Source organism: Collinsella aerofaciens (assembly GCF_964283865.1).
Classification (GTDB): Bacteria; Actinomycetota; Coriobacteriia; order Coriobacteriales; family Coriobacteriaceae; genus Collinsella.
Genome location: NZ_CAXYLS010000005.1, coordinates 54,164 through 73,825, shown reverse-complemented (window position 1 = coordinate 73,825; position 19,662 = coordinate 54,164). Strand labels below are relative to the sequence as shown.

The following is a 19,662-nucleotide window of genomic DNA, read 5'->3' as shown; positions in this document are numbered from 1 at the left end:
GAAAGGACATCCATGTCCCAATCCTCGACGCCCGCCGTCGCCGATGCCATCTACGATGCGTCGTCGCTCGGTCGCCCGCGCATGTTCCTACTCGGTCTGCAGCATCTATTCGCGATGTTCGGTGCCACGGTGCTCGTACCCGTGCTCACCGGTCTCTCGGTGTCGGCGACCCTTTTGTTTGCCGGCCTGGGCACGCTGCTCTTCCACTTCCTATCGCGCGGCAAGGTGCCAGCGTTTTTGGGATCTTCGTTTGCCTTTATCGCGGGCTATGCCGCCATCGCGCCCAACGGCGAGGCCGAGCTTTTGCCCTACGCCTGCCTAGGTGTAGCCTGTGCCGGCCTGCTCTATCCGGTGCTGGCGGCCCTGTTTCGCGCGTTTGGTGCCAAGCGCGTTATGCGCTTCTTCCCGCCGGTAGTGACTGGCCCCATCGTCATTTCCATCGGCCTGATCTTGGCAAGCTCTGCCATCGCCAACTGCCAGACCAATTGGCTTGTTGCCGTTGTCGCTGTGGCGGTGATCGTCATCTGCAACATCTGGGGCCGTGGCATGGTCAAGATCGTGCCGATTCCGCTGGGCGTTGTGGTGAGCTATGCCGTTGCGACTGCGCTCGGCGAGGTTGATTTCTCGGGCGTCGCAGCCGCTCCCTGGGTTGGCTTGCCCGTCGTGTGGGATAACACCGTGTTTGCGCTCTTTGGCCCGCAGTTCGATAGCGGTCTTGCCGCGACGGCCATCATCACCATTATGCCGCTGGCCTTTGCGACCATGATCGAGCATATCGGTGACATCTCGGCTATCGGCTCCACTTGCGAGCGTAACTACATCGCCGATCCTGGCCTGCATCGCACGCTGCTTGGCGACGGCCTGGCGACCATTCTCGCATCGCTCTTTGGCGCTCCGGCTAACACCACCTATGGCGAGAATACCGGTGTGCTTGCCCTAACGCGTGTGTTTGACCCGCGCGTGATTCGCATTGCCGCATGTTGTGCCATTGTGCTCTCGTTCTGCCCCAAGTTCGCGGCTGTCATTGCGGCCATGCCGGCGTGTGTAATCGGCGGCGTGTCGCTCGTGCTCTATGGCATGATCAGCGCCGTGGGCGTCCGCAACCTCATCGAGAACCAGGTCGATTTCCAAAACAACCGCAACGTGCTGGTGGCCGCCCTGGTGCTCGTGCTTTCGCTCGGCATTGCGTACAGCACCGCCGGCGCCATCGTGCTTGAGCTGGGCGGCGTGACGATTTCGCTTTCCGGCCTTGCCGTGGGCTCGCTGGTGGGCATCGTGCTCAACGCCATCCTGCCGGGTAACGACTTTGAGTTTGACGTCTCCGAGCTTGAGGAGGCTGCTGAGTAACAACTGCGTCCAGCTAAAACAAGATATGGTGCCCATGCGTATATGCGCGTGGGCACCATTTTTAATGCGTCAGTATCCAGTGGATGCCGCGGGCCATGCGCAAGTCGGTCTGGGAAAAGTGATTGCCGGGGTTGAGCTCCAGCGTCGTGGGAATACCACGTTCGCCGAGCAGCTTTTCCATTGCGCGCGTATCGTCGAGTACGTGCCGCATCATGCGGTTGGGAGTCTTGGTCTCCTTTTTACCGAGCGACAGATAGACAGCCTGCGGGCTGCCGGCAAATGGCGCCGTGCTGGCGCGATCGACAAAGTCGGGAAACCATAGCGACCCCGATGCGCTCGCGGCGCGGTCAAATGCGTCGGTTTGCCAGAGGGACCAGAGTGCGAAGAGGCCCGCGAGCGAGTAACCGGCAATGCCACGCCAGGTGGGCGGCTGAGGAAGCGATGACTCGACCTGGGGGATTATCTGATTCAGCAGCTCATCAAGAAAACCGGCAGCTTGGCCGCCGAAAGGCTCGGCATCGCGTACGGTCCCGTCGCATGCCCAGGGGCTCAGCTCGCGATTCCAATCGAGCCCGCCAATGGTGACGAGGGCGAATGGCGGACAGTCGAGCTCTCGGCAACACTTATAAACCTCGCTGCCGTCGCCCACGACCACAGGAAGGTAGATGACAGGCGCGCTTTCCGTATGATTCGAATAAACGGTTATCTGCTTTTGATGCGCTTCCATGACGGGCTTCTCTCAGTGTTGTGATATCGGCAGCCCCAATTGTCGCACGCCAGCGTATGCCGGTTGGGCTAGACCAAAGACAATCTCGTGCATCCCCTGCGGACGCATATGGAAAACGCCACCGCCGGAGGGGAGCTCGGCGGTGGCGTTGTTAAACGGTGCTGGGGCTCGGGGCCTTCGCGGGAGCTGCCATGTGCGCAGAGGCGTCTAAGAGCGCTTACGGCTCGCCATGGTGCCTGCGGCGATAGCGGCTGTTCCCGCAAGGACGGTTGCCACGATGGCCGCACCCGAGGTGTCGCCGGTTGCCGCGAGCACGCCGGTAGTCTTGGCTTTCGTGGTTGAAGCCGCAACGGCCTTGGTCGGCTTTGAGCCCTCAGGCTTGGGGTTCTGCTTGGTCTCGTCGGGCTTGGGGTCTTCCGGCTTGGCTACCTCGGGAGGTGCGATGGTCGTGCTTTTGGCGACTGCTTTGATATAGAGGGAGTCGACCGTGGCGTCGCCCGTGCCGATGGCTTGGCCTGCCTCGTAGATGCCGTCACGGAGCTTGCGATAGTCAATGACCTTGCCGCCTTCGGGCGTCTGGATGGCGGCGTTCTCAATCTTGATGGTGCCGATTGTCTTGCCGTCAGCGCTCATGGCACGGGCAAAGATTGCCGCTGTATCTCCTTCGACCGTTACCTTGCTGCGGATGATCGAGATGACTGCGGGTGTGACGCCCTCGCTGGTCTGGGCGATGATGCCGATGTTCTCGCCTTGGGGTTCGCGCCTCGTCTCGCCATCTTGGTTTTCGCTGTAGGGGATGGGGCCGTCGCCGTTCTCGACATAGCGGGCTATGGCCTTGACAACGGAGTCGCTGATGTAGATGTGGCCACCCTTCTCGTTGGGTCGATCGTTTCTGGTGGAGAATGCAGCCGAAACCTCGCCTTCCGCAAACGCGTCCACGGTGGAGCCGTTCTTGACGACGATGTCGTCCTGGTAGGTGAAGAGGGCGATGGCGCCACCGTATCTGCCTTTACTTGCACGGACCGTCACGTTTGCATGATCGAGGGTGATGCCCTTGTGGGCATAGACGCCATATTCAACACCGTTTACGTTGAGGGAGGCGTTTGTGGCTGCGAGGCTGCCCTTGGCCTCGATGGCAGCGTCTTTCTCGGAGCTTGCCTTGACCTGGCTGCCGTCCGAGATGTTGATATTGCCGCCGCTCCAAAGGGCCTCACCATCGGCTGAGCTTGCCTCGACTGCCCCGCCACCCTTTATGGTGAGGTTCTTGTCGGTTCCAATACCCTTGTCCTTGGTAGCCCTGGCGGTGACGGCTCCGCTGTCGTCAATCGTGATATTGCCGTTTGCCCTGATGCCATCCGATGCGCCCGTGGCGTTGACGTTGCCCGAACCTTTGATAGCGAGATCACCCCGGCATTGATGGCATCAAACCCAGTGCTCGTGGCGTTGACGGATCCGGCTCCGTCGATTTTGATATTACCCGTGGAGAGGATAGCGTCCTCAGTAGATGTCACGCTGAGCGTGCCGCCCTCGTCGCCTTGGATATTGAGCTCGGCATTCTCGTTAGTGCCATGAGAAACGTTGATGCTTTCGATCCATTCGGCAGTGACGATGTTGGTTCCCGAGTAATTCACGTTGAGCTTGCCTGCGGCCTGGATCTCGCCGCCGTTATAGTTGCTGAGCTTCAAGTCGTCGGCGCCGTCCCACGACCAGGTACCGGCCTCGTCGCTCGCCGCGGTGTTGTACTTGTTGCCGCCGACCTTGACCCATTCCGCTGCGAGCGAGACGCTCGGCATGAGCAGCGAGCTTACCGTGAGCGCGCATACGGCTCCCACGACGATGCGGCGCGTCACGCGGCGCCAGCTGCCGTGCGCGAGTCCTATGCGACGGCGAACGTCGGGTTCGGCAACATGGGTTCCGGCGGTAGTGTCATTGCGTTTGGGGGTCGTGAACAAGGCTGCCATGGTTGCTCCCGTTCTCATAGGGCCTATACGACTAGATTCAGCGTATCTGCTGGATGTTGCCGGCGGTAGTGCCGTATGGAGGGCAAAATGGCCAAAATGGGGGAGAAATAGGCCGCACGCCGGTGCAGGGACCGGCGCTAAAAGAAAAGCGCGGGGCCGCATGGCGACTCCGCGCTTTATTGTTCAGCTTTTGTAGCCTTGCCCTTACGCTACGAAGAAGTAGACGAGGAAGGCAAGGGCCGCGATGCACCCGTCCTGTGCGAAAAAGTGTTTACGAGCGTTTGCGACTCGCCAGGGCGCCTGTGACGATGGTGGCCGTTCCTGCAAGGGCGGTCGCTATGATGGCCGCGCTCGAGGTGTCGCCGGTTGCTGCGAGTTTGCCGGCGATCTTGGCTCCCGTGGCTGCAACTGCAACGGTCTTGGTCGTCTTTGCGCCCTCGGGCTTGGAACCCTCGGGCTTGGTCTCGCCGGACTTTTCCTCGGGTTTGATCTTCTCGGGAGGTACGGTGAGCGTGCTCTTGGCGACAGCGGCGTCATAGGGAGAGTCGATCACGTCGTCGCCCGTGCCGATGGTTTGACCCGCCTCGCAGAGGATGCCGCCGCTGAGTTCTTCCTTGTTGCGATAGTCAATGACCTTGCCGCCTTCAGGCGTCTGGATGGTGGCTCCTTCGATCTCGATGGTGCCGATCGCCTTGCCATCCTCGCTTATGGCAAGAGCGAAGATTGCCGCCGTGTCTCCCTCGGCCGTGAGCTTGCTGCGGACGATCGAGATACTCGCGGGCGTGATGCCCTCGTAGGTCTGGGCGAAGATACCGATGTTCAGACCCCTAGGCTCAGGGATGACCTCGCCGCTTTGGTCGTTGCTGTAGTGATCGGGGCCATCGCCACCGGTCTCGACATAGCGGGCTATAGCCTTAACAACGGAGTCGCTGATGTAGATGTGGCCGCCAGCGACGTTTGGCTGGTGGTTTCTGGTAGAGATTGCAACCGAGAATTTGCCTTCTGCGAACGCGTCCACGATGGAACCATTCTTGATGACGATGTCGTCCCCATCAGTGATGAGGGCGATGGCCTGGCCGCCGCTCGCGCTTGTGCGGACCGTCACGGTCGCATGATCGAGCGTAACGCCCTTGTAGGCATAGACACCATATTCAACACCGCTTGCGTCAAGGGAGGCGTTCGTGACCGCGAGACTACCCTCAGCGTCGACGGCAAGATCTCCCTGGGAGCTTGCCTTGACCTGGCTGCCGCCCGAGATGTCGATGTTGCCGTCAGCCCAAATCGCCGCTTCTTCTATCGAGCTTGCTTCTACCTTGCCACCGCCTTTGATGATCAGGTCACTGCCCGCGGCGACGCCGTAACCTTCGCCTCCTTTAGCGATCACTGTGCCAGAGGAATCGATGGTGGTCTTGCCCTTGGATTGGATGCCTTCGGTACCGCCCGTTGCATTCACGGTGCCCGAGCCCGTGATAGAGAGATCGCCCTTTGCCTCAATTCCGTCGGAAGCAGTGCTTGTGGTGTTCACAGTGCCTGGGCAAGAAATGGAGAGGTCGCCTGTTGATTTAATTGCATCGGCCTCGGCTGTCACATTGAGCTCATCCGTGCTATTCGAGCTCGTTATGTTCAACTCTGCTTTCTGGCTAGTGCCGTCCTGCGCCTTGATGGCGGCTCCGGTGTAATCAGGCTCGGTTTTCACGGTGTTCTTGCCCTCATAGACAATGTTGAGCTTGCCTGCAGCCTTGATCTCACCGCCGTTATAGTTGATGAGCTTCATGTCGTCGGCGCCGTCCCAGCTCCAGGTGCCGGCGGCGTCGCCCGCCGCGGTGCCGGCGTTGTATTGGGTGCCGCCGACGTCCACCCACTCGGCCGCGAGCGAGACGCTCGGCATGAGCAGCGAACTTACCGTGAGCGCGCATACGGCGCCTACAACGATGCGGCGTGTCACGCGGCGCCAGCTGCCGTGTGCGAGCAGCGTGCGACGGCGCACGTCGGGCTCGACAAAATGGGCTCCAGAGGTTTTGTCATTGCGCTTGGGGGTCGTGAACAAGGCGGCCATGGTTACTCCCATCCTCATAGGGCCTATGCGATTACGCCCAGCATATCTGCAGGATGTAGCCGGCGGTAGTGCCGTTTGGAGAGCAAAACGTCCAAAACTTGCGAAGCAATACATCGCGCGTCCGTGTGGCGCCTGGCTTTAAAAGCAAAGCGCGGAGCCGCTCGATGCGACTCCGCGCTTTGCTGTTTGGTATTGCGAATCTTGCGCCTACGCTACAAAGAAGTAGACGAGGAAGGCGAGGGCTGCGATCCACATGAGCGGCTTGATCTTGGAGGCCTCGCCCTTAAAGAGCGCGACGATCACGTAGGCGATAAAGCCCAGGCCAATGCCGGCAGAGATGGAGTAGGTGAAGGGCACGCCGGCGACAATCATGAACGCCGGGAAACCCTGCGACACGTCGGACCAGTCGATCTCGGAGGCCTCGCTCATCATGAGGTAACCGACGTAGACCAGAGCACCGCAGGTGGCGGCGCTGGAAACGATGGTGACGATGGGGGAGAAGAACGCGGCGAGAATGAACAGCACGCCGGTGGTGACGGAGGTGAGGCCCGTGCGGCCACCGTCGGCAGCGCCAGAGGTGGACTCGACGAAGGTGGTGATGGAGGAGACGCCCATAAAGCCACCGGCAGCAGCGGCCACGGAGTCGACGACCAGGATGGGACGGATGTCCTCGACATTGCCGTCCTCGGTCAAGAACTCGCCCTGCTTGGCGACGGCCATCGCGGTGCCCATGGTGTCGAAGAAGTCGCTCATGAGCAGCGAGAAGGCAACGACGAGCAGCATCGGGTCGGTCAGGACCTTCACGATGGCAAGGTTGCCGTCGGCAGTGCTGGCAAACGGGGCGCCGAAGGTCGAGAAGTCGAGCGGTGCGATGAGGCCCTCGGGCGCATGGGTGACGCCCAGCGGGATGCCGGCGATAACGGCGACGATGATACCGATGAGCAGCGAGCCCGGCACGTTGCGGGAGGCCAGGGCAACCGTCACGACGATGGAGATGATGCCGACGATAAAGGTGGGGGAGGTGATGTCGCCCAGACCGACGAGTGTACCGGCGCCAGCGGTGATAATGCCGGCGTCGCACAGGCCGATCATGGCGATGAACAGACCCAGGCCCACCGAGATAGCGTGGCGCAGAACCACGGGGATGGCGTCCATAATGGCCTCGCGCAGGCCGCAAAGGACGAGCAGCAAGATGACGACACCCTCGAGGAAGATGACGCTCATGGCCACGTGCCAGTCACCGCCGCACATGGTGGTGGTGATGCCCGCAATCATGGCGTTGATGCCCAGGCCCGACGCGCATGCGAGCGGACGGTTGGCGAAGATGCCCATGCAGATGGTCATGATGCCGGCGCCCAGGCAAGTGGCGCAGGCGAGCGCTCCCGCATCGATGCCGGCGCCCGAGAGCACTGCGGGGTTGACGGCGATGATGTAGGCCATCGCCAGGAATGTTGTCAGTCCAGCGCGAAGTTCGGTCCCGATTGTGGACTTGCGCTCACTGACGTGAAAAAGTTCGTCCATGCATACCCTTTCCTTGTTCGGCCCCGAGTTTAGGCCGATTGACACGAACTCATTTACTATATCGCCTTTACAACCTTGCTGTTCCTCGCATGTTGATGTTCGGCGCTTTGTAACAGACGGACGGTATTTATCGCATGAAAATGTGTGGGTACCGTATACTTAAGCGGTTACAACGACCCCTATGGAGGAACGTATGATTAAAGAGCTTTGCCACGACGAGGCTATCCTGTCCCAGCGTTGCGAGGTTGCGACCGTCGAGGACGAGTCGGTTGCTCAGGACCTGATCGATACCATCAAGTCGCTCGATGATGCCGGCTGCTTGGCCGCCAACCAGATCGGCGTTACCAAGAAGGTCTGCGTCTACCTGGACGACGCCGGCGAGCCCCACGTGCTCTACAACCCCCGTCTGGTGTTTGGCCTGGGCGCCAGCAAGATGGAGGAGAGCTGCCTGACGCACGAGGAGGTCACCAAGTCCACGCGCTATATCAAGTGCAAGGTTGCCTTTGACCAGATCGTCGATGGCAAGATGCGCGAGCGCAAGCAGGACTTTGTGGGCTTCGAGGCGCAGATGGTCCAGCATATGATCGACCACTGTCTTGGAAAGTTGGTCTAAGGGGACCAAAGCACCGCACTTCGTCTCTTTTGGTCCGGGCGTGACATTGTTGTCATGTCCGGGCTTTTGTGTTTAGCGCCTTTTTGTTTGGTGACAATAACCTTAGCAGGACCGTAAAGCTAGGAGGCGCTATGTGCACGAGCATTCGATTTACCGATAATTCTGGCCACATGTATCTGGGCCGCAACCTCGACTGGAGCTTTGACTACGGCCAACAGGTTCGCGTGATGCCGTGCGGGTTCCACATTCCGTATTCGTTTATCGACGATGCGTCGGCGGCACACGCGGTAATCGGCATGTGCATCGATTACAAGAACTATCCCATGTTTTTCGACTGTGGTAACGATGCGGGTCTGGCTGTGGCGGGGCTCAACTTTCCCGGCTATGCCGAGTATGCCGAGGGCCCTGTCGACGGCAAGAACAATATCGCGGCCTATGAGTTTCCCCTGTGGGTGGCAGCGACGTTCTCGACGGTCGATGAGGTCGAGGCCGCGCTGCGCGACACGGTGATTGTCGCCAAATCTGCCGGAGAGGGGCTGGGCGTGTCGCTGCTCCATTGGATTATCGGCGACAGCCAGCGCAGCATCGTGGTCGAGATGATGGCTGACGGCCTGCATGTATACGACGATCCGGTCGACACCCTTGCCAACCAGCCGACCTTCCCGTGGCACATGGAAAACCTGCGCACCTATATCACCGCCACAAGCGATTTTCCGCAGACGGCGACATGGCGTGGCGCCGAGCTTAAGCCCTATGGAGCCGGTGCCGGCATGCGCGGCATTCCGGGCGATTGCTATTCGCCGAGCCGTTTTGTAAAGGCGGCGTACCTCAATGCCAATTACCCGCAAAAGGAGAGCGAGACCGAAAACGTCGTTCGCATGTTCCGCTCGCTCGAGGGCGTGGTGATGATCGAGGGAGCGTCCAGGATGGGCGATGGCAAGTTCGAGAAGACTATCTATACCGGATGCTTTAGCGCGCGCACGGGCAATTATTACTACGCGATGTATGGGGATCCGTCGATTCGCTACGTGAGCCTGATGGATGCCGAGGGCGCGAGCCCCGATAGGCTCGTGGTTCCCGAGCCGCGTCGTTCGTAGCTCACTGGTTCGTTGCGACATAAAACGGCCTCGCACCTCTTATGAGATGCGAGGCCGTTGTCGCCAATGGCTGGTGGCGTGTTAGAAGTTGGCGTCGTTGAACTGGTTGCTCTCGAGTCCGTCGAGTTGCTGTTCGGGCGTATCGGCGACGCTCTCGAGCAGCTCGGTGGGATCGACGTTCATGCTCTTGCCGGCCTCGTTGCCGTTGACCAAGTCGTCCGAGAAGATGTCGACCTCCATTTCCTCGGCCTCTTCGATCTGAACCTCGAGCGGCACCTGGGTGCGCACAAGTTTGACGGCCGGGCGCATGCGAGCAAAGAGCGGTACGTACTCAATGATGATGGCCGCGTTCTCGAGACCGTACCAGCGTGCCGGGCTTCCGCAGGCGCGGCGGACGGCGTACTTGATGGCCATCACGCGGTGGTCATTGCGGTTGATGTCCGTTTCGGGGGCAAGCATCTTGCGCAGCATGCAAAAGCGGAAGTCACCTACGTTGCCGCGCGTCTCGTAGATGGAGTAGGTGTGATGTTGCGGCGGCAGCTCGCCCGATGCCATCAGGTCGCCGACGATCTGACGCAGATAGGCGTTGACGCGCTGGTTGACCTTAAAGCCCAGGTCCAGGCGCACGCGGAACAAAAAGTCCGTGCCAAAGGTCTCGACGGAATACTCGTGCGTATAGGGTTCGTCGGTAACGTGCACGTTGATGAACCAATATGCCTTGGCGCGCTTGGGGTGCTTGTCCAGGATGGAATAGAGCACGTCGCGGTCGAGTGTGAGCGGGTCGGGGCTGTTGGTGAGAAATACCAGATTGTCGGCGAGCACGGGATAGGTCTCGTCATTGCGCAGGCGATTGAGCTGGTCGATGTACTTGGAGACGGGCAGCAGGATCGTCTGCGTGCGCTCGATGGCGGTGCCGCGACGCCACACATACATAAGGCCAAACAGCAGTGCGGCCAAGAAGATCATCACATAGCCGCCGTCAAAGAACATGGTGAGGCACGAGGCGAAAAAGCACAGCTCAATGGCGCCGAAGAGCAGGGCGAAGACGCAGGCGCCCAGCTTGTGCTTGAGAATGCCGGCGATATAGCTCGTCAAAAGCGTGGTGGTCATAAGCATGGTCACGGTAATGGCGAGGCCGTAGGCACTCTCCATGCGCTCGGAGTTTTGGAACAGCAGCACGATGAAGATGCAGCCGACCCACATGATGTTATTGACGAGTGGAATATAGAGCTGGCCCTTGGTGTCGCTGGGGTAGTGGATGCGCAGGTGCGGCATAAGGTTGAGGCGCGTTGCCTCGGATACCAGCGAGAACGAGCCGGTGATGAGCGCCTGTGAGGCGATGATGGCCGCCACGGCCGAAAGCACGATGGCAAAGGGGCGCAGGGGCTCGGGGAGCATCATATAGAACGGGTTGACGATATCCATCGCGAGCATCTGGGGGTTGGAGTTATTGGCGAGTAGCCAAGCTCCCTGACCCAGATAGTTGAGGATAAGGGCCGCCTTAACAAATGGCCAGGATGCATAGATGTTTGCCTTGCCCACGTGGCCCATGTCCGAGTAGAGTGCCTCGGCACCGGTTGTCGACAGGAAGACAAAGCCGAGCACCATAATGCCCGAATGGTTGATGGGCGAGAACAGGAACATAATGCCGCGGATGGGGTTGAGCGCGCGCAAGATGGACAGGTTGCCGAGCATGTTGAACAGACCGGCGCCTGCCAGGAACAGGAACCACAGCGTCATGAGCGGGCCGAACAGCTTGCCGATTGACGAGGTGCCGGCGCGCTGCATGGCAAATAGGCCGCAGATAATGATGATGGTGATGATGATGACGTTGGTCTGCCCGTCGCCCAGCAGCGCATGGCCCCATTCGATGGTGCGCAGACCCTCGATGGCTGTGGTGACCGTGACGGCGGGGGTGAGGATGCCGTCGGCAAGCAGTGCCGCACCGCCGATCATGGCGGGCAGAATCAGCCATGGTGCCACCTTGCGTACGAGGCTGAACAGGGCGAAGATGCCGCCTTCGTTGTGGTTGTCGGCCTTCATGGCGATTACCACGTACTTGACCGTGGTCACGAGCGTCATGGTCCAGATGACGAGCGAAAGCGCGCCCAGGATCATGTCCTCGCTGACGGTACCGATGCCGCCGTTGTTGGCGACGATTGATTTCATGGTGTACATGGGGCTCGTGCCGATGTCGCCATAGACGACGCCGAGCGTTACGAGCAGCATGCCAGCGGAGAGGGGGATGGCTCCGTGCCCGCCTTGCCCGCGCTGGTCTTGGAGGTTTGCCTCCAGTTTGTTGTGTGCCACGAGGACTCCCTTAGACATCCGGTTATCTGTCTAGGACAAAAAACTTTATGCCGTCTTTATACATACAAGAGCAGTTTGGCACATCGGGTTATTTTAGACAATAATCCTCAGCTGGGGATTATTTATCTACGCAGGTAGCATTTCAAAGCAGGGGCTTTTAAGCACGTGCTATCTGGGCGATGCCAGCCTTGGCGTTTGCGCGTTTGCCGGCGAGTTCGCAAAAAATCGCGCCGCCGATGATAAGCGCGGCGCCCATCAGGCGGACCGGTGTTATGGCTTCACCCAAAAGGGCGGCTGAGAACACGACCGCCGAAAGCGGCTCGAGGTAGCCGACGACGGCGACGGTCTGAACGGGCAGCTTGGCGACGGCGCTAAAGTAGAGCAGGCAACCAATGCCGGTGTTGACGACGCCGAGCATAGCGACGGCGCGCCAATCAATGCTGGCGGCGACGCCGGCGGACAGGAACGAGGGAGCGCCCTGCGTGATGAGCGTGAGGGCCAGTGCGGTCACAAAGGCGGCGCTCACTTGGAGTGCGGAGTTCTCGAGGCCCTCGATGTGAGGCGCACCCTTGCTGGCGATGACCATCAATGCATAGCAGAAGGCCGAGGCGATTCCACAGACGATGCCCGCAATGGGCATATTGCCGCCTAGACCTTGCGCTGCAATGAGAAAAGCACCGCAGGCGACGGCGATAAAGCCGGCGATTTTGCTGCCGGTCAGCTTTTCGCCAAAAATGAGCGGGGAGAGGGCCATAACGATGATGGGGCCGCAGTAGTACAGCAGCGAGGATACGCCGACGCCGATCGTCTGGTAGGCGCGGAACAGAAAAATCCAGCTGGCGCCCAGCGCGGCGCCCGAGACGATGAGCGCTGCGGCCTCGCGGGGGCGAGACGGAGCCTGCAGGTTATGGCGCTTGGTTATGAAGAGGACGGCGGCAAGGGTGAGAGCGCCCAAAAACGTGCGCAACAGTACGATATCGGAGCTCGGCAGCGCGATGGCAGCGGCGATGATGCCGTTGGAGCCAAACAATAGCAATGCTGCTAAGTACGTAAACAATCCGTTGTTCATGTGCTGACATCCCCTCTATATCCGAGCATGTTCACTATGGGTGAACTGGCTTTAGAAGAAAAGCGAATATAATGCATGGATAACATGACAAAAACTCATGTAAAGGTGGAGGGGTGCCGTGGAAACGAATATTCAAAAGATGCAGGTGCTGCTCGAGACGGTGCGGGCCGGCAGTTTTACGCGCGCCGCCGAGCGGCTGAGCTATTCGCAGTCGGGCGTGAGCCGCATGGTGGGCGACCTTGAGACCGATTGGGGTTTTAAGGTGCTCGACCGCAGCCGCGAGGGTGTGGTGCTTTCTGCCGATGGGCGGCAGATCATGCCGGCGGTTGAGGCGCTCTGCGAGGAGTTTGGCCGCCTGCAGCGACATGTGGACGAGATGCGTGGGCTCATGCGCGGCAAGATCTGCATTGGTACGTTTTCGAGTGTGGCGACCCATGTACTGCCGCCGGTGATTGCGCGCTTTCGCGCCGATCATCCGGATGTCGATTACGAGCTGCTGATGGGTGATTACTCCGAGATTGAGCAATGGGTGGTGGAAGGCCGCTGCGACCTGGGCTTTATTCCGCGCGAGCCACGTGGCGCCGGCATGGCGTCGCGACCGTTGGTGCAAGACGAGTTGATGGCCGTGGTGCCAGCGGACTCCTCGCTTGCCACGGCGGAGGTCGTTTCTCTTGCCGATTTAGCCAACGAGCAGTTTATTCTGCTGGAACGGGGTACCGATGATGAGATTACGCCGCTATTCCGTCGGGCGGGGCTGTCAGTGCGCTCAAAACTGTCGACTTGGGATGACTATGCGATTATGGCTATGGTCGAGGATGGCTTGGGCGTGAGCATTCTTCCCGCGCTCATCTTGCGTCGCTGCCAGTTTGATGTTGCTGTGCGTCCGCTCGAAGGGCATCCCCATCGGCAGATCAACGCCATATATCGAACGGCCGATGTTTCGCTTGCCGCCGCTCGTTTCCTCGAATACCTCTAAATGCGTGCACGTCGTTATCGCCTTGGGATAAATTTCGAGGTCTTGCTCATTTTATTTTTAAAATTGAACTTTTCGAAATAGCACGGCGTTATACTGCTGCCTAAATTGAACTCAGGTTCAATTCGTGTTGTATAAATTGAACTTTGCCAGCAAGGAGGTTCTAGTGGCCCAAGAGACGTTTAGCGATCGTCTGCGACAGGCTATGTCCGATCGCGACGTTCGCCAGTCGGACGTGATCCGCGCATCGGAGATGCTCGGCAAAAAACTCGGCAAGAGCCAGATGAGCCAATATGTGAGCGGCAAGACGATTCCGCGGCGCGATGTGGCAGAGCTGCTCGCCCGTATTTTGGAGGTCGATGTTACCTGGCTGCTCGCCGGTGACGCCGACCAAGGCGAGGAATCATCTCCCCGCAACGATTCCAGGCCCGAATCCCATCCCTCAGCTCAAATTGCAAGGAGCACCACCATGCGTACTTTTTCTAAATCCGCCAAGCTCGATAACGTCCTGTATGACGTGCGCGGTCCCGTCGTCGACGAGGCCGCCCGTATGGAGGACGAGGGCGAGCGCATCCTCAAGCTCAATATCGGCAACCCGGCGCCCTTCGGTTTCCGCACGCCCGATGAGGTCATCAAGGACATGCGCCAGCAGCTGCCCGACTGCGAAGGCTATTCCAACTCGCGTGGCCTGTTCTCCGCGCGCAAGGCGATCATGCAGTATTCGCAGATCAAGGGCTTGCCCAACGTTCAGATGGAGCATATCTACACGGGCAACGGCGTGTCCGAGCTCATTCAGCTTTCGATGAACGCGCTGCTCGACAATGGCGACGAGATTCTGATCCCCAGCCCCGACTATCCGCTCTGGACGGCGTGCGCAACCCTTGCCGGCGGTCATCCCGTGCACTATCTGTGCGATGAGCAGGCGGATTGGTATCCCGACCTGGAGGATATGGAGTCCAAGATCACGAGCGCGACCAAAGCCCTCGTCATCATCAACCCCAACAACCCCACGGGTTCCGTCTATCCACGCGAGGTGCTCGAGGGCATCGTCGAGGTTGCACGCAGGCATCAGCTGATGATCTTTGCTGATGAGATCTACGACCGCCTGTGCATGGACGGCTACGAGCACGTCTCGATTGCCTCGCTCGCTCCCGATCTGCCCTGCGTCACCTTTAGCGGTCTGTCCAAGTCGCACATGATCGCGGGCTATCGTATTGGCTGGATGGTGCTTTCGGGCAACCAGCGCTGCATGAGCGACTTCATCATGGGCATCAACATGCTCTCCAACATGCGTCTGTGCTCCAACGTGCCGGCTCAGTCGATCGTCCAGACGGCGCTCGGCGGCCATCAGTCGGTCAACGACTATATCCGCCCGGGCGGTCGTGTCTACGAGCAGCGCAACTTTGTGTATGAGGCGCTCAACAAGATTGACGGCATCTCGGTGGTTAAGCCGCGTGCGGCGTTCTACATCTTCCCCAAGATGGATGTGAAGAAGTTCAACATTACCGATGACGAGCAGTTCGCCCTTGACCTGCTGCACGAGAAGAAGATCCTGATCACGCGCGGCGGCGGCTTCAACTGGGCTGAGCCCGACCACTTCCGTATCGTGTACCTGCCGCGCATGGAAGTACTCAAAGAGTCCCTCGAAGACCTCGCCGACTTCTTCGACCATTACCGTCAGAGCTAATTAGTTCCGCCGTTCTACCGAACGGCGGACCACTTGACGCTGCGCGAGCCGCATTCACGCCAATCTGACGTTCAATTTCGAGGGCGCGACCAGAAGGTCAGCGCCCTCTCATTTCACGTCACCTTGGCGCAAATGCGGCTCGCTTGCTGTCGTGTGCTCAACCTGCATCGTTACCCTGGCTGTCTAAATAACAATCCCGTTGCAGTGGTCGATTTCGTGTTGGATGATCTCGGCGGTGTAGCCCGAGAAGTTTTTGATGCGGTGGACGAAGTTCTCGTCCAGATACTCCACCTTAATGCGGCGATAACGGGTACAGGGGCGCTCTCCAACCAGCGAAAGGCATCCTTCGCTCGTCTGATAGGCATTGACCTGCTCAAGAATTTGAGGGTTGTACATCAGGAGCGCCCTGTTGCCGTCCTTTACGCAGATGATGCGTTTGCGCACGCCAATCATATTGGCGGCGAGGCCCACGCACTCGTGCTCATGCTCATGGAGCGTATCCAGGAGGTCCTGCCCGGTCACGGCGTCATCGGGGGCCGCGTCTTCGGAAGGCAGGCGCAAAAAGAACTCGGATTTCATGATGGGTTTGATCATGGCGGGCTCCTCATGTCTCATGCTTTCGTGGACTTTTAATAATAGCGCGGAAGGAAAGCTGCGCGTCCGCGTTACAATCTTTCGACGTTGGACCATGTTGCCAGACTCGTCGCGTGCGGCGTCTGGCGTAAGTCTAGGGCTCATTCTCGCCCTGGACTGTTCCTCTGGGGCGATGTGACTGTCGTTCCAAGAGGAAGGAAATGCATGGGAAGCAAATCTCAGCAACAAGTTCAGACAACGCCATCGGCCACTTCGGCGTTTCTCGCCGTAATGTATATCGCAGCCTTTGTTGCCGCCTTTAACGAGAACATCATTAACGTGGCGTTGCACGACATTATGGCGGCCTTTTCGGTGAGTGCCACCACGGCGCAGTGGCTTGTTTCGGGCTACATGATCGTGACGTCGATCTTTACGGCCGTCATGGCCTTTCTTTCCGGTCGTTTCTCGACGCGCAAGCTGCTGTTTTTCGCATGCGGATGCACGGTCGCCGGAGAAGTCCTGTGCCTGGTCGCCCCGTCGTTTACTGTTTTGCTGCCAAGTCGTATTTTGCAGGCTGCGGGATCGGGCATCTTGTTTCCGCTCATGATGAACGTGGTGCTGTCTTGCGCCCCGCGTGAGAAGCTCGGTCTGTACCTGAGTCTGGGCGGTGCCTGCATTACGCTAGGGCCGGCGTTTGGACCTGTGATCAGCGGTCTTATGTGCACGTTGTTTGGCTGGAGAGCGGTGTTCGTAGTGCCGTTGGTGGGCGGCATTGCGGTCGCTGCGGCGGGCGTAAAGCTTGTTCAGAATGTCGGAGAGCGCTCGAACACCACGCTTGATATTCTGTCGGTTGTTTTGCTCGCTGCCAGCATTACGGCATTTGTGTATTCCGTAGGCGAGTTCTCGACCAATCTGATTTCCGGCATCGTGACACTCTTCGCCGCCCTTGTGCTGCTCGGCTTGTTTGCGGCCCGTCAGCTCAAGCTCGAGCATCCGGTGCTTAACGTGCGTCCCGTGGCGAGCGTTCGTTTTTGGCCTGCGTGCCTGCTTGTGGTGGTGTCGATGATGACAACGTTCTCGATGAGTGTTTTGTTGCCGCTCTATTTTGAGGGCGCATACGGCATGACCGCACTTGTTGCGGGCTTGCTCATTTTGCCGGCGATTGCCTGCAACGCCGTGACCTCGATTGTGGGCGGACGTGTGATGGACGCCCGTGGCGCATGGCCCCTGCTGCCGGTCGGCTTTGCCCTGATTGCCGTGGGGCAGACTGCCATCTCGATGACGGCGGCAAGCATGAACATCGGCGTCGTCGTGGCGCTGACCGTTGTGGTGTATGCCGGAGTCGGTTTGGTGCTGAGCCCCTCGCAAACGGCCGGCTTGGAGACGCTGCCTGCCGCTGAACATCCTCACGGAACGGCATTGCTTAACACGTGGAACATGATTGCCGCATCGTTTGGCCCGTCGCTGTTTATCGGTCTGCTCTCGAGTTCTGCGGTGGCTGCTGGCGCCGCGGGCGTTGCGTCGGACGTTGCCCAGGCGATAGGATTTGCAGCCGCCGTGCGCGTGGCGGCCGTGATTGCCGTTGTCGGGTTCGCGGTGTCGCTGGTGTACGCTCGCCGCGAGTCGCACATGTCGCATTAATGTGTGCACATAGATTCTGCAGCTAGATTGGATGGCGACACCATAAACTAATGGACGTTTTGCCGAGAGGCATGAATGTATAAAGCGCAAAGAGTGCGCGACGGGCCCCGCGAATGGGGCGATGATGCCCGAGAGGGCCAAGAAGGAGTCTCATGTCTGAGAACGAAGAGATCATGAACGAGACCGAGAACGAGACCATGGCTGCCGAGGTTGAGGCAGTCGAGACCGTGGAGACCGAAGCTGCTGAGGTTGAGGCTGCTGACGAGGTTTCCGCCGAGGAGGAGGCCGAGGTTGTCGAGGCCGCCGCTGATTACGATGACGAAGAGCTGATGGACAAGATGCAGAAGGCCGCTCGCCTGCTGCGTAGCCGTCGCTTTGCTATTTCCAAGGAGGAGGAGGCCAAGGCCGAGCGCATGGCGAACATCGAGCGCGCCATTAAGCTCCTTGACCTCAAGCCCAAGATGGAGCAGAAGGAAATGTCCGACCTGCTGGGCATGCGCCTTCGTGAGCTCGATGGTCTGATGGCCGAGGCCGAGGCTGCCGATCTGGTCGGCCGCATCGACGACGCCGAGGGCGATATGCGCAAGATCGTTGTCTTCGCTGCCGAGGATGCCGCTGAGGGCCTGGTCGAGCTTGCCAACAAGAAGGAGAAGCTCCTGCCCGAGCTTTCTTACGAGGAGGCCACCGAGCTGATGGCCGCTCTCGATAAGGTCATCGCTCCGCTCGTCGCCATGGGCCTGGACGAGGACCGCGGTCCTCGCGGCGGCCGTGACGAGCGCGGTGGCCGTGGCGGCGACCGTGGCGGTCGCGGCGGCTTTGGCGATCGCGGTGGCCGTGGCGGTGACCGCGGCGGTCGCGGTGGCGATCGCGGTGGCCGTGGCGGCTTTGGTGACCGTGGCGGCGACCGTGGCGGTCGCGGCGGCTTTGGTGGCAACCGTGGTGGCTATGGCGATCGCGGTGGCAACCGTGGTGGCTTCGGCGGCAACCGTGGTAACGACCGCGGCGGTCGCGGTGGCGACCGTGGCGGCCGCAACGGTGGCGGCTTCCGCGGCAACCGTTTCTAGGGGTTACGCGGTTCTACGAACCGCGTAACTAGTTGACGCTGCAAACCCGCGAGAGCGGCAATCTGCCTTTCAACTTCGGCGGCATGACCAGAAGGTCAATGCCGCCTCGTTTCAAGGCACCTTGCTCGCTCTGGCGGGTTTTCGCTGTCGGTGCCAAAACATCGGCGTTGCCTTGATTCAAACCTGCCAAAAAGGGACAGGTTTATTTTGGTCGGTATTATCTGGGCAAACGTGGCCGTCTATCGCGATGTAGTCGTTGGGGACGTTCTTGTTTGACTAGTCGTTTAAGAACGTCCCCAACGACTACATGGCATGAGAGTGGATAATCTCCCGGTTTGAGCCTGCATTCAAGCTCAAAGTGGGAGATTATCCACTCTCATTTGTTCTGTGTCCGGAAATCCACGCTCGTTTCTACTCTGCCTACATTTGCAGGAACAGTTCGTGGAGGCGGGTGTCTTCGTCGAGTTCGGGGTGGAAGGTTACGCCGAGCTGGTTGCCCTGGCGGGCGGCGACGATGCGACCGTCGACTTCGGCTAGGGCCTCAGTGTCGCCGTGCACTTCGACGATGCGGGGCGCGCGGATAAACGTCAGCGGCACTTCACCGTCGATGCCGGCTACCTGCCCCTTGGCTCGAAAGCTGCCGAGTTGCCTGCCGTAGGCATTGCGCTCGACGAGTACATCCATGGTTGCCAAACGCGACGTGCCCTTATCGTCATGAGCGGCAAGGTCGTGAGCCAGCAGAATCAGGCCGGCGCAGGTGCCCAGGACGGGCATGCCTTCAGCGATACGGGTACGAAGCTCCTCGAGCATGCCCAACTCATCAAGCAGTTTCCCTTGAACGGTAGACTCGCCGCCGGGAAGTACCAGACGGTCAAAGTTCTGCTTCAAATCAGCCGCCTGCCTCAGCTCAATACAGCGTGCGCCCAGCTCGGACAGTCTTGCCTCGTGCTCGGCAAAAGCGCCCTGGACCGCCAGCACGGCGACCGTTTGGTCTGCATAATCGCTCATGTGCGATCCTTTCTG

17 protein-coding genes are annotated in these 19,662 nt (G+C 59.6%); 8 read left to right on the top strand and 9 right to left on the bottom strand.

What is annotated here, in order from left to right; all coding sequences use genetic code 11:
- The first annotated feature begins 12 nt into the window (after positions 1-12).
- Complete coding sequence (locus ACRX4W_RS04930) at positions 13-1,347, top strand: uracil-xanthine permease family protein (RefSeq protein WP_432299448.1); 1,335 nt, start codon at positions 13-15, stop codon at positions 1,345-1,347.
- A 61-nt stretch (positions 1,348-1,408) separates the two neighbouring features.
- Here ACRX4W_RS04930 and ACRX4W_RS04925 read toward each other — a convergent pair whose 3' ends face one another.
- Positions 1,409-2,074, bottom strand: a complete 666-nt coding sequence (locus tag ACRX4W_RS04925) for an alpha/beta hydrolase (RefSeq protein WP_117655640.1) — start codon at positions 2,072-2,074, stop codon at positions 1,409-1,411.
- Positions 2,075-2,281: 207 nt separating this feature from the next.
- On the bottom strand, positions 2,282-3,103 hold the full coding sequence (locus ACRX4W_RS04920; RefSeq protein ID WP_432299446.1) for a hypothetical protein: 822 nt from the start codon (positions 3,101-3,103) through the stop codon (positions 2,282-2,284).
- 6 nt (positions 3,104-3,109) lie between these two features.
- Here ACRX4W_RS04920 and ACRX4W_RS04915 point away from each other — a divergent pair, with 6 nt between their 5' ends.
- A complete protein-coding gene (locus ACRX4W_RS04915) occupies positions 3,110-3,298 on the top strand; it encodes a hypothetical protein (RefSeq protein ID WP_432299444.1) in 189 nt (62 codons plus the stop codon).
- A 26-nt stretch (positions 3,299-3,324) separates the two neighbouring features.
- On the opposite strand, the gene ACRX4W_RS04910 is transcribed toward ACRX4W_RS04915, so the two are convergent.
- The 3 genes from ACRX4W_RS04910 to ACRX4W_RS04900 form a co-directional block, all read right to left on the bottom strand.
- Positions 3,325-4,035 (bottom strand): hypothetical protein, encoded by a 711-nt coding sequence (locus ACRX4W_RS04910; RefSeq protein WP_432299442.1) that lies wholly within the window; start codon positions 4,033-4,035, stop codon positions 3,325-3,327.
- Positions 4,036-4,306: 271 nt separating this feature from the next.
- A complete protein-coding gene (locus ACRX4W_RS04905) occupies positions 4,307-6,091 on the bottom strand; it encodes a hypothetical protein (protein WP_432299441.1) in 1,785 nt (594 codons plus the stop codon).
- A gap of 207 nt (positions 6,092-6,298) precedes the next feature.
- Entirely contained in the window at positions 6,299-7,612 is a 1,314-nt protein-coding gene (locus tag ACRX4W_RS04900; protein ID WP_118226464.1) for an NCS2 family permease, read from the bottom strand.
- Between the two features lie 193 nt (positions 7,613-7,805).
- Here ACRX4W_RS04900 and ACRX4W_RS04895 point away from each other — a divergent pair, with 193 nt between their 5' ends.
- A complete protein-coding gene (locus ACRX4W_RS04895; protein WP_117563534.1) occupies positions 7,806-8,225 on the top strand; it encodes a peptide deformylase in 420 nt (139 codons plus the stop codon).
- Between the two features lie 131 nt (positions 8,226-8,356).
- On the top strand, positions 8,357-9,322 hold the full coding sequence (gene bsh / locus ACRX4W_RS04890) for a choloylglycine hydrolase (protein ID WP_432299438.1): 966 nt from the start codon (positions 8,357-8,359) through the stop codon (positions 9,320-9,322).
- 81 nt (positions 9,323-9,403) lie between these two features.
- Here the strand turns inward: bsh and ACRX4W_RS04885 are convergent, their stop codons facing one another.
- Positions 9,404-11,650, bottom strand: a complete 2,247-nt coding sequence (locus ACRX4W_RS04885; protein WP_117840581.1) for a KUP/HAK/KT family potassium transporter — start codon at positions 11,648-11,650, stop codon at positions 9,404-9,406.
- 139 nt (positions 11,651-11,789) lie between these two features.
- Positions 11,790-12,701, bottom strand: coding sequence for a DMT family transporter (locus ACRX4W_RS04880; RefSeq protein ID WP_117647433.1), 912 nt, complete (start codon positions 12,699-12,701; stop codon positions 11,790-11,792).
- Positions 12,702-12,819: 118 nt separating this feature from the next.
- Between ACRX4W_RS04880 and ACRX4W_RS04875 the strand changes: the two genes are divergently transcribed.
- Both ACRX4W_RS04875 and ACRX4W_RS04870 read left to right on the top strand, forming a co-directional pair.
- The gene (locus tag ACRX4W_RS04875) at positions 12,820-13,677 is read left to right on the top strand and encodes a LysR family transcriptional regulator (RefSeq protein ID WP_117840579.1); all 858 of its coding nucleotides are present in this window, start codon (positions 12,820-12,822) and stop codon (positions 13,675-13,677) included.
- Between the two features lie 202 nt (positions 13,678-13,879).
- Positions 13,880-15,361, top strand: coding sequence for an aminotransferase class I/II-fold pyridoxal phosphate-dependent enzyme (locus tag ACRX4W_RS04870; RefSeq protein WP_117647513.1), 1,482 nt, complete (start codon positions 13,880-13,882; stop codon positions 15,359-15,361).
- A 183-nt stretch (positions 15,362-15,544) separates the two neighbouring features.
- Here ACRX4W_RS04870 and ACRX4W_RS04865 read toward each other — a convergent pair whose 3' ends face one another.
- Entirely contained in the window at positions 15,545-15,955 is a 411-nt protein-coding gene (locus ACRX4W_RS04865) for a peptide deformylase (protein ID WP_432299436.1), read from the bottom strand.
- A 204-nt stretch (positions 15,956-16,159) separates the two neighbouring features.
- Here ACRX4W_RS04865 and ACRX4W_RS04860 point away from each other — a divergent pair, with 204 nt between their 5' ends.
- A complete protein-coding gene (locus ACRX4W_RS04860) occupies positions 16,160-17,575 on the top strand; it encodes an MFS transporter (RefSeq protein WP_432299434.1) in 1,416 nt (471 codons plus the stop codon).
- A 152-nt stretch (positions 17,576-17,727) separates the two neighbouring features.
- Positions 17,728-18,639, top strand: a complete 912-nt coding sequence (locus ACRX4W_RS04855) for a hypothetical protein (RefSeq protein WP_117774394.1) — start codon at positions 17,728-17,730, stop codon at positions 18,637-18,639.
- 420 nt (positions 18,640-19,059) lie between these two features.
- Here the strand turns inward: ACRX4W_RS04855 and pdxT are convergent, their stop codons facing one another.
- Positions 19,060-19,647, bottom strand: coding sequence for a pyridoxal 5'-phosphate synthase glutaminase subunit PdxT (gene pdxT, locus ACRX4W_RS04850; RefSeq protein WP_432299432.1), 588 nt, complete (start codon positions 19,645-19,647; stop codon positions 19,060-19,062).
- Between the last annotated feature and the right edge of the window lie 15 nt (positions 19,648-19,662).

Coding starts and splice junctions, on each gene's coding strand:
- ACRX4W_RS04930 (WP_432299448.1), top strand. CDS start 13: ATGTCCCAATCCTCGACGCCCGCCGTCGCCGATGCCATCTACGATGCG.
- ACRX4W_RS04925 (WP_117655640.1), bottom strand. CDS start 2,074: ATGGAAGCGCATCAAAAGCAGATAACCGTTTATTCGAATCATACGGAA.
- ACRX4W_RS04915 (WP_432299444.1), top strand. CDS start 3,110: ATGATCGAGGGTGATGCCCTTGTGGGCATAGACGCCATATTCAACACC.
- ACRX4W_RS04910 (WP_432299442.1), bottom strand. CDS start 4,035: ATGGCAGCCTTGTTCACGACCCCCAAACGCAATGACACTACCGCCGGA.
- ACRX4W_RS04905 (WP_432299441.1), bottom strand. CDS start 6,091: ATGGCCGCCTTGTTCACGACCCCCAAGCGCAATGACAAAACCTCTGGA.
- ACRX4W_RS04900 (WP_118226464.1), bottom strand. CDS start 7,612: ATGGACGAACTTTTTCACGTCAGTGAGCGCAAGTCCACAATCGGGACC.
- ACRX4W_RS04895 (WP_117563534.1), top strand. CDS start 7,806: ATGATTAAAGAGCTTTGCCACGACGAGGCTATCCTGTCCCAGCGTTGC.
- bsh (WP_432299438.1), top strand. CDS start 8,357: ATGTGCACGAGCATTCGATTTACCGATAATTCTGGCCACATGTATCTG.
- ACRX4W_RS04885 (WP_117840581.1), bottom strand. CDS start 11,650: ATGTCTAAGGGAGTCCTCGTGGCACACAACAAACTGGAGGCAAACCTC.
- ACRX4W_RS04880 (WP_117647433.1), bottom strand. CDS start 12,701: ATGAACAACGGATTGTTTACGTACTTAGCAGCATTGCTATTGTTTGGC.
- ACRX4W_RS04870 (WP_117647513.1), top strand. CDS start 13,880: ATGTCCGATCGCGACGTTCGCCAGTCGGACGTGATCCGCGCATCGGAG.
- ACRX4W_RS04865 (WP_432299436.1), bottom strand. CDS start 15,955: ATGATCAAACCCATCATGAAATCCGAGTTCTTTTTGCGCCTGCCTTCC.
- ACRX4W_RS04860 (WP_432299434.1), top strand. CDS start 16,160: ATGGGAAGCAAATCTCAGCAACAAGTTCAGACAACGCCATCGGCCACT.
- ACRX4W_RS04855 (WP_117774394.1), top strand. CDS start 17,728: ATGTCTGAGAACGAAGAGATCATGAACGAGACCGAGAACGAGACCATG.
- pdxT (WP_432299432.1), bottom strand. CDS start 19,647: ATGAGCGATTATGCAGACCAAACGGTCGCCGTGCTGGCGGTCCAGGGC.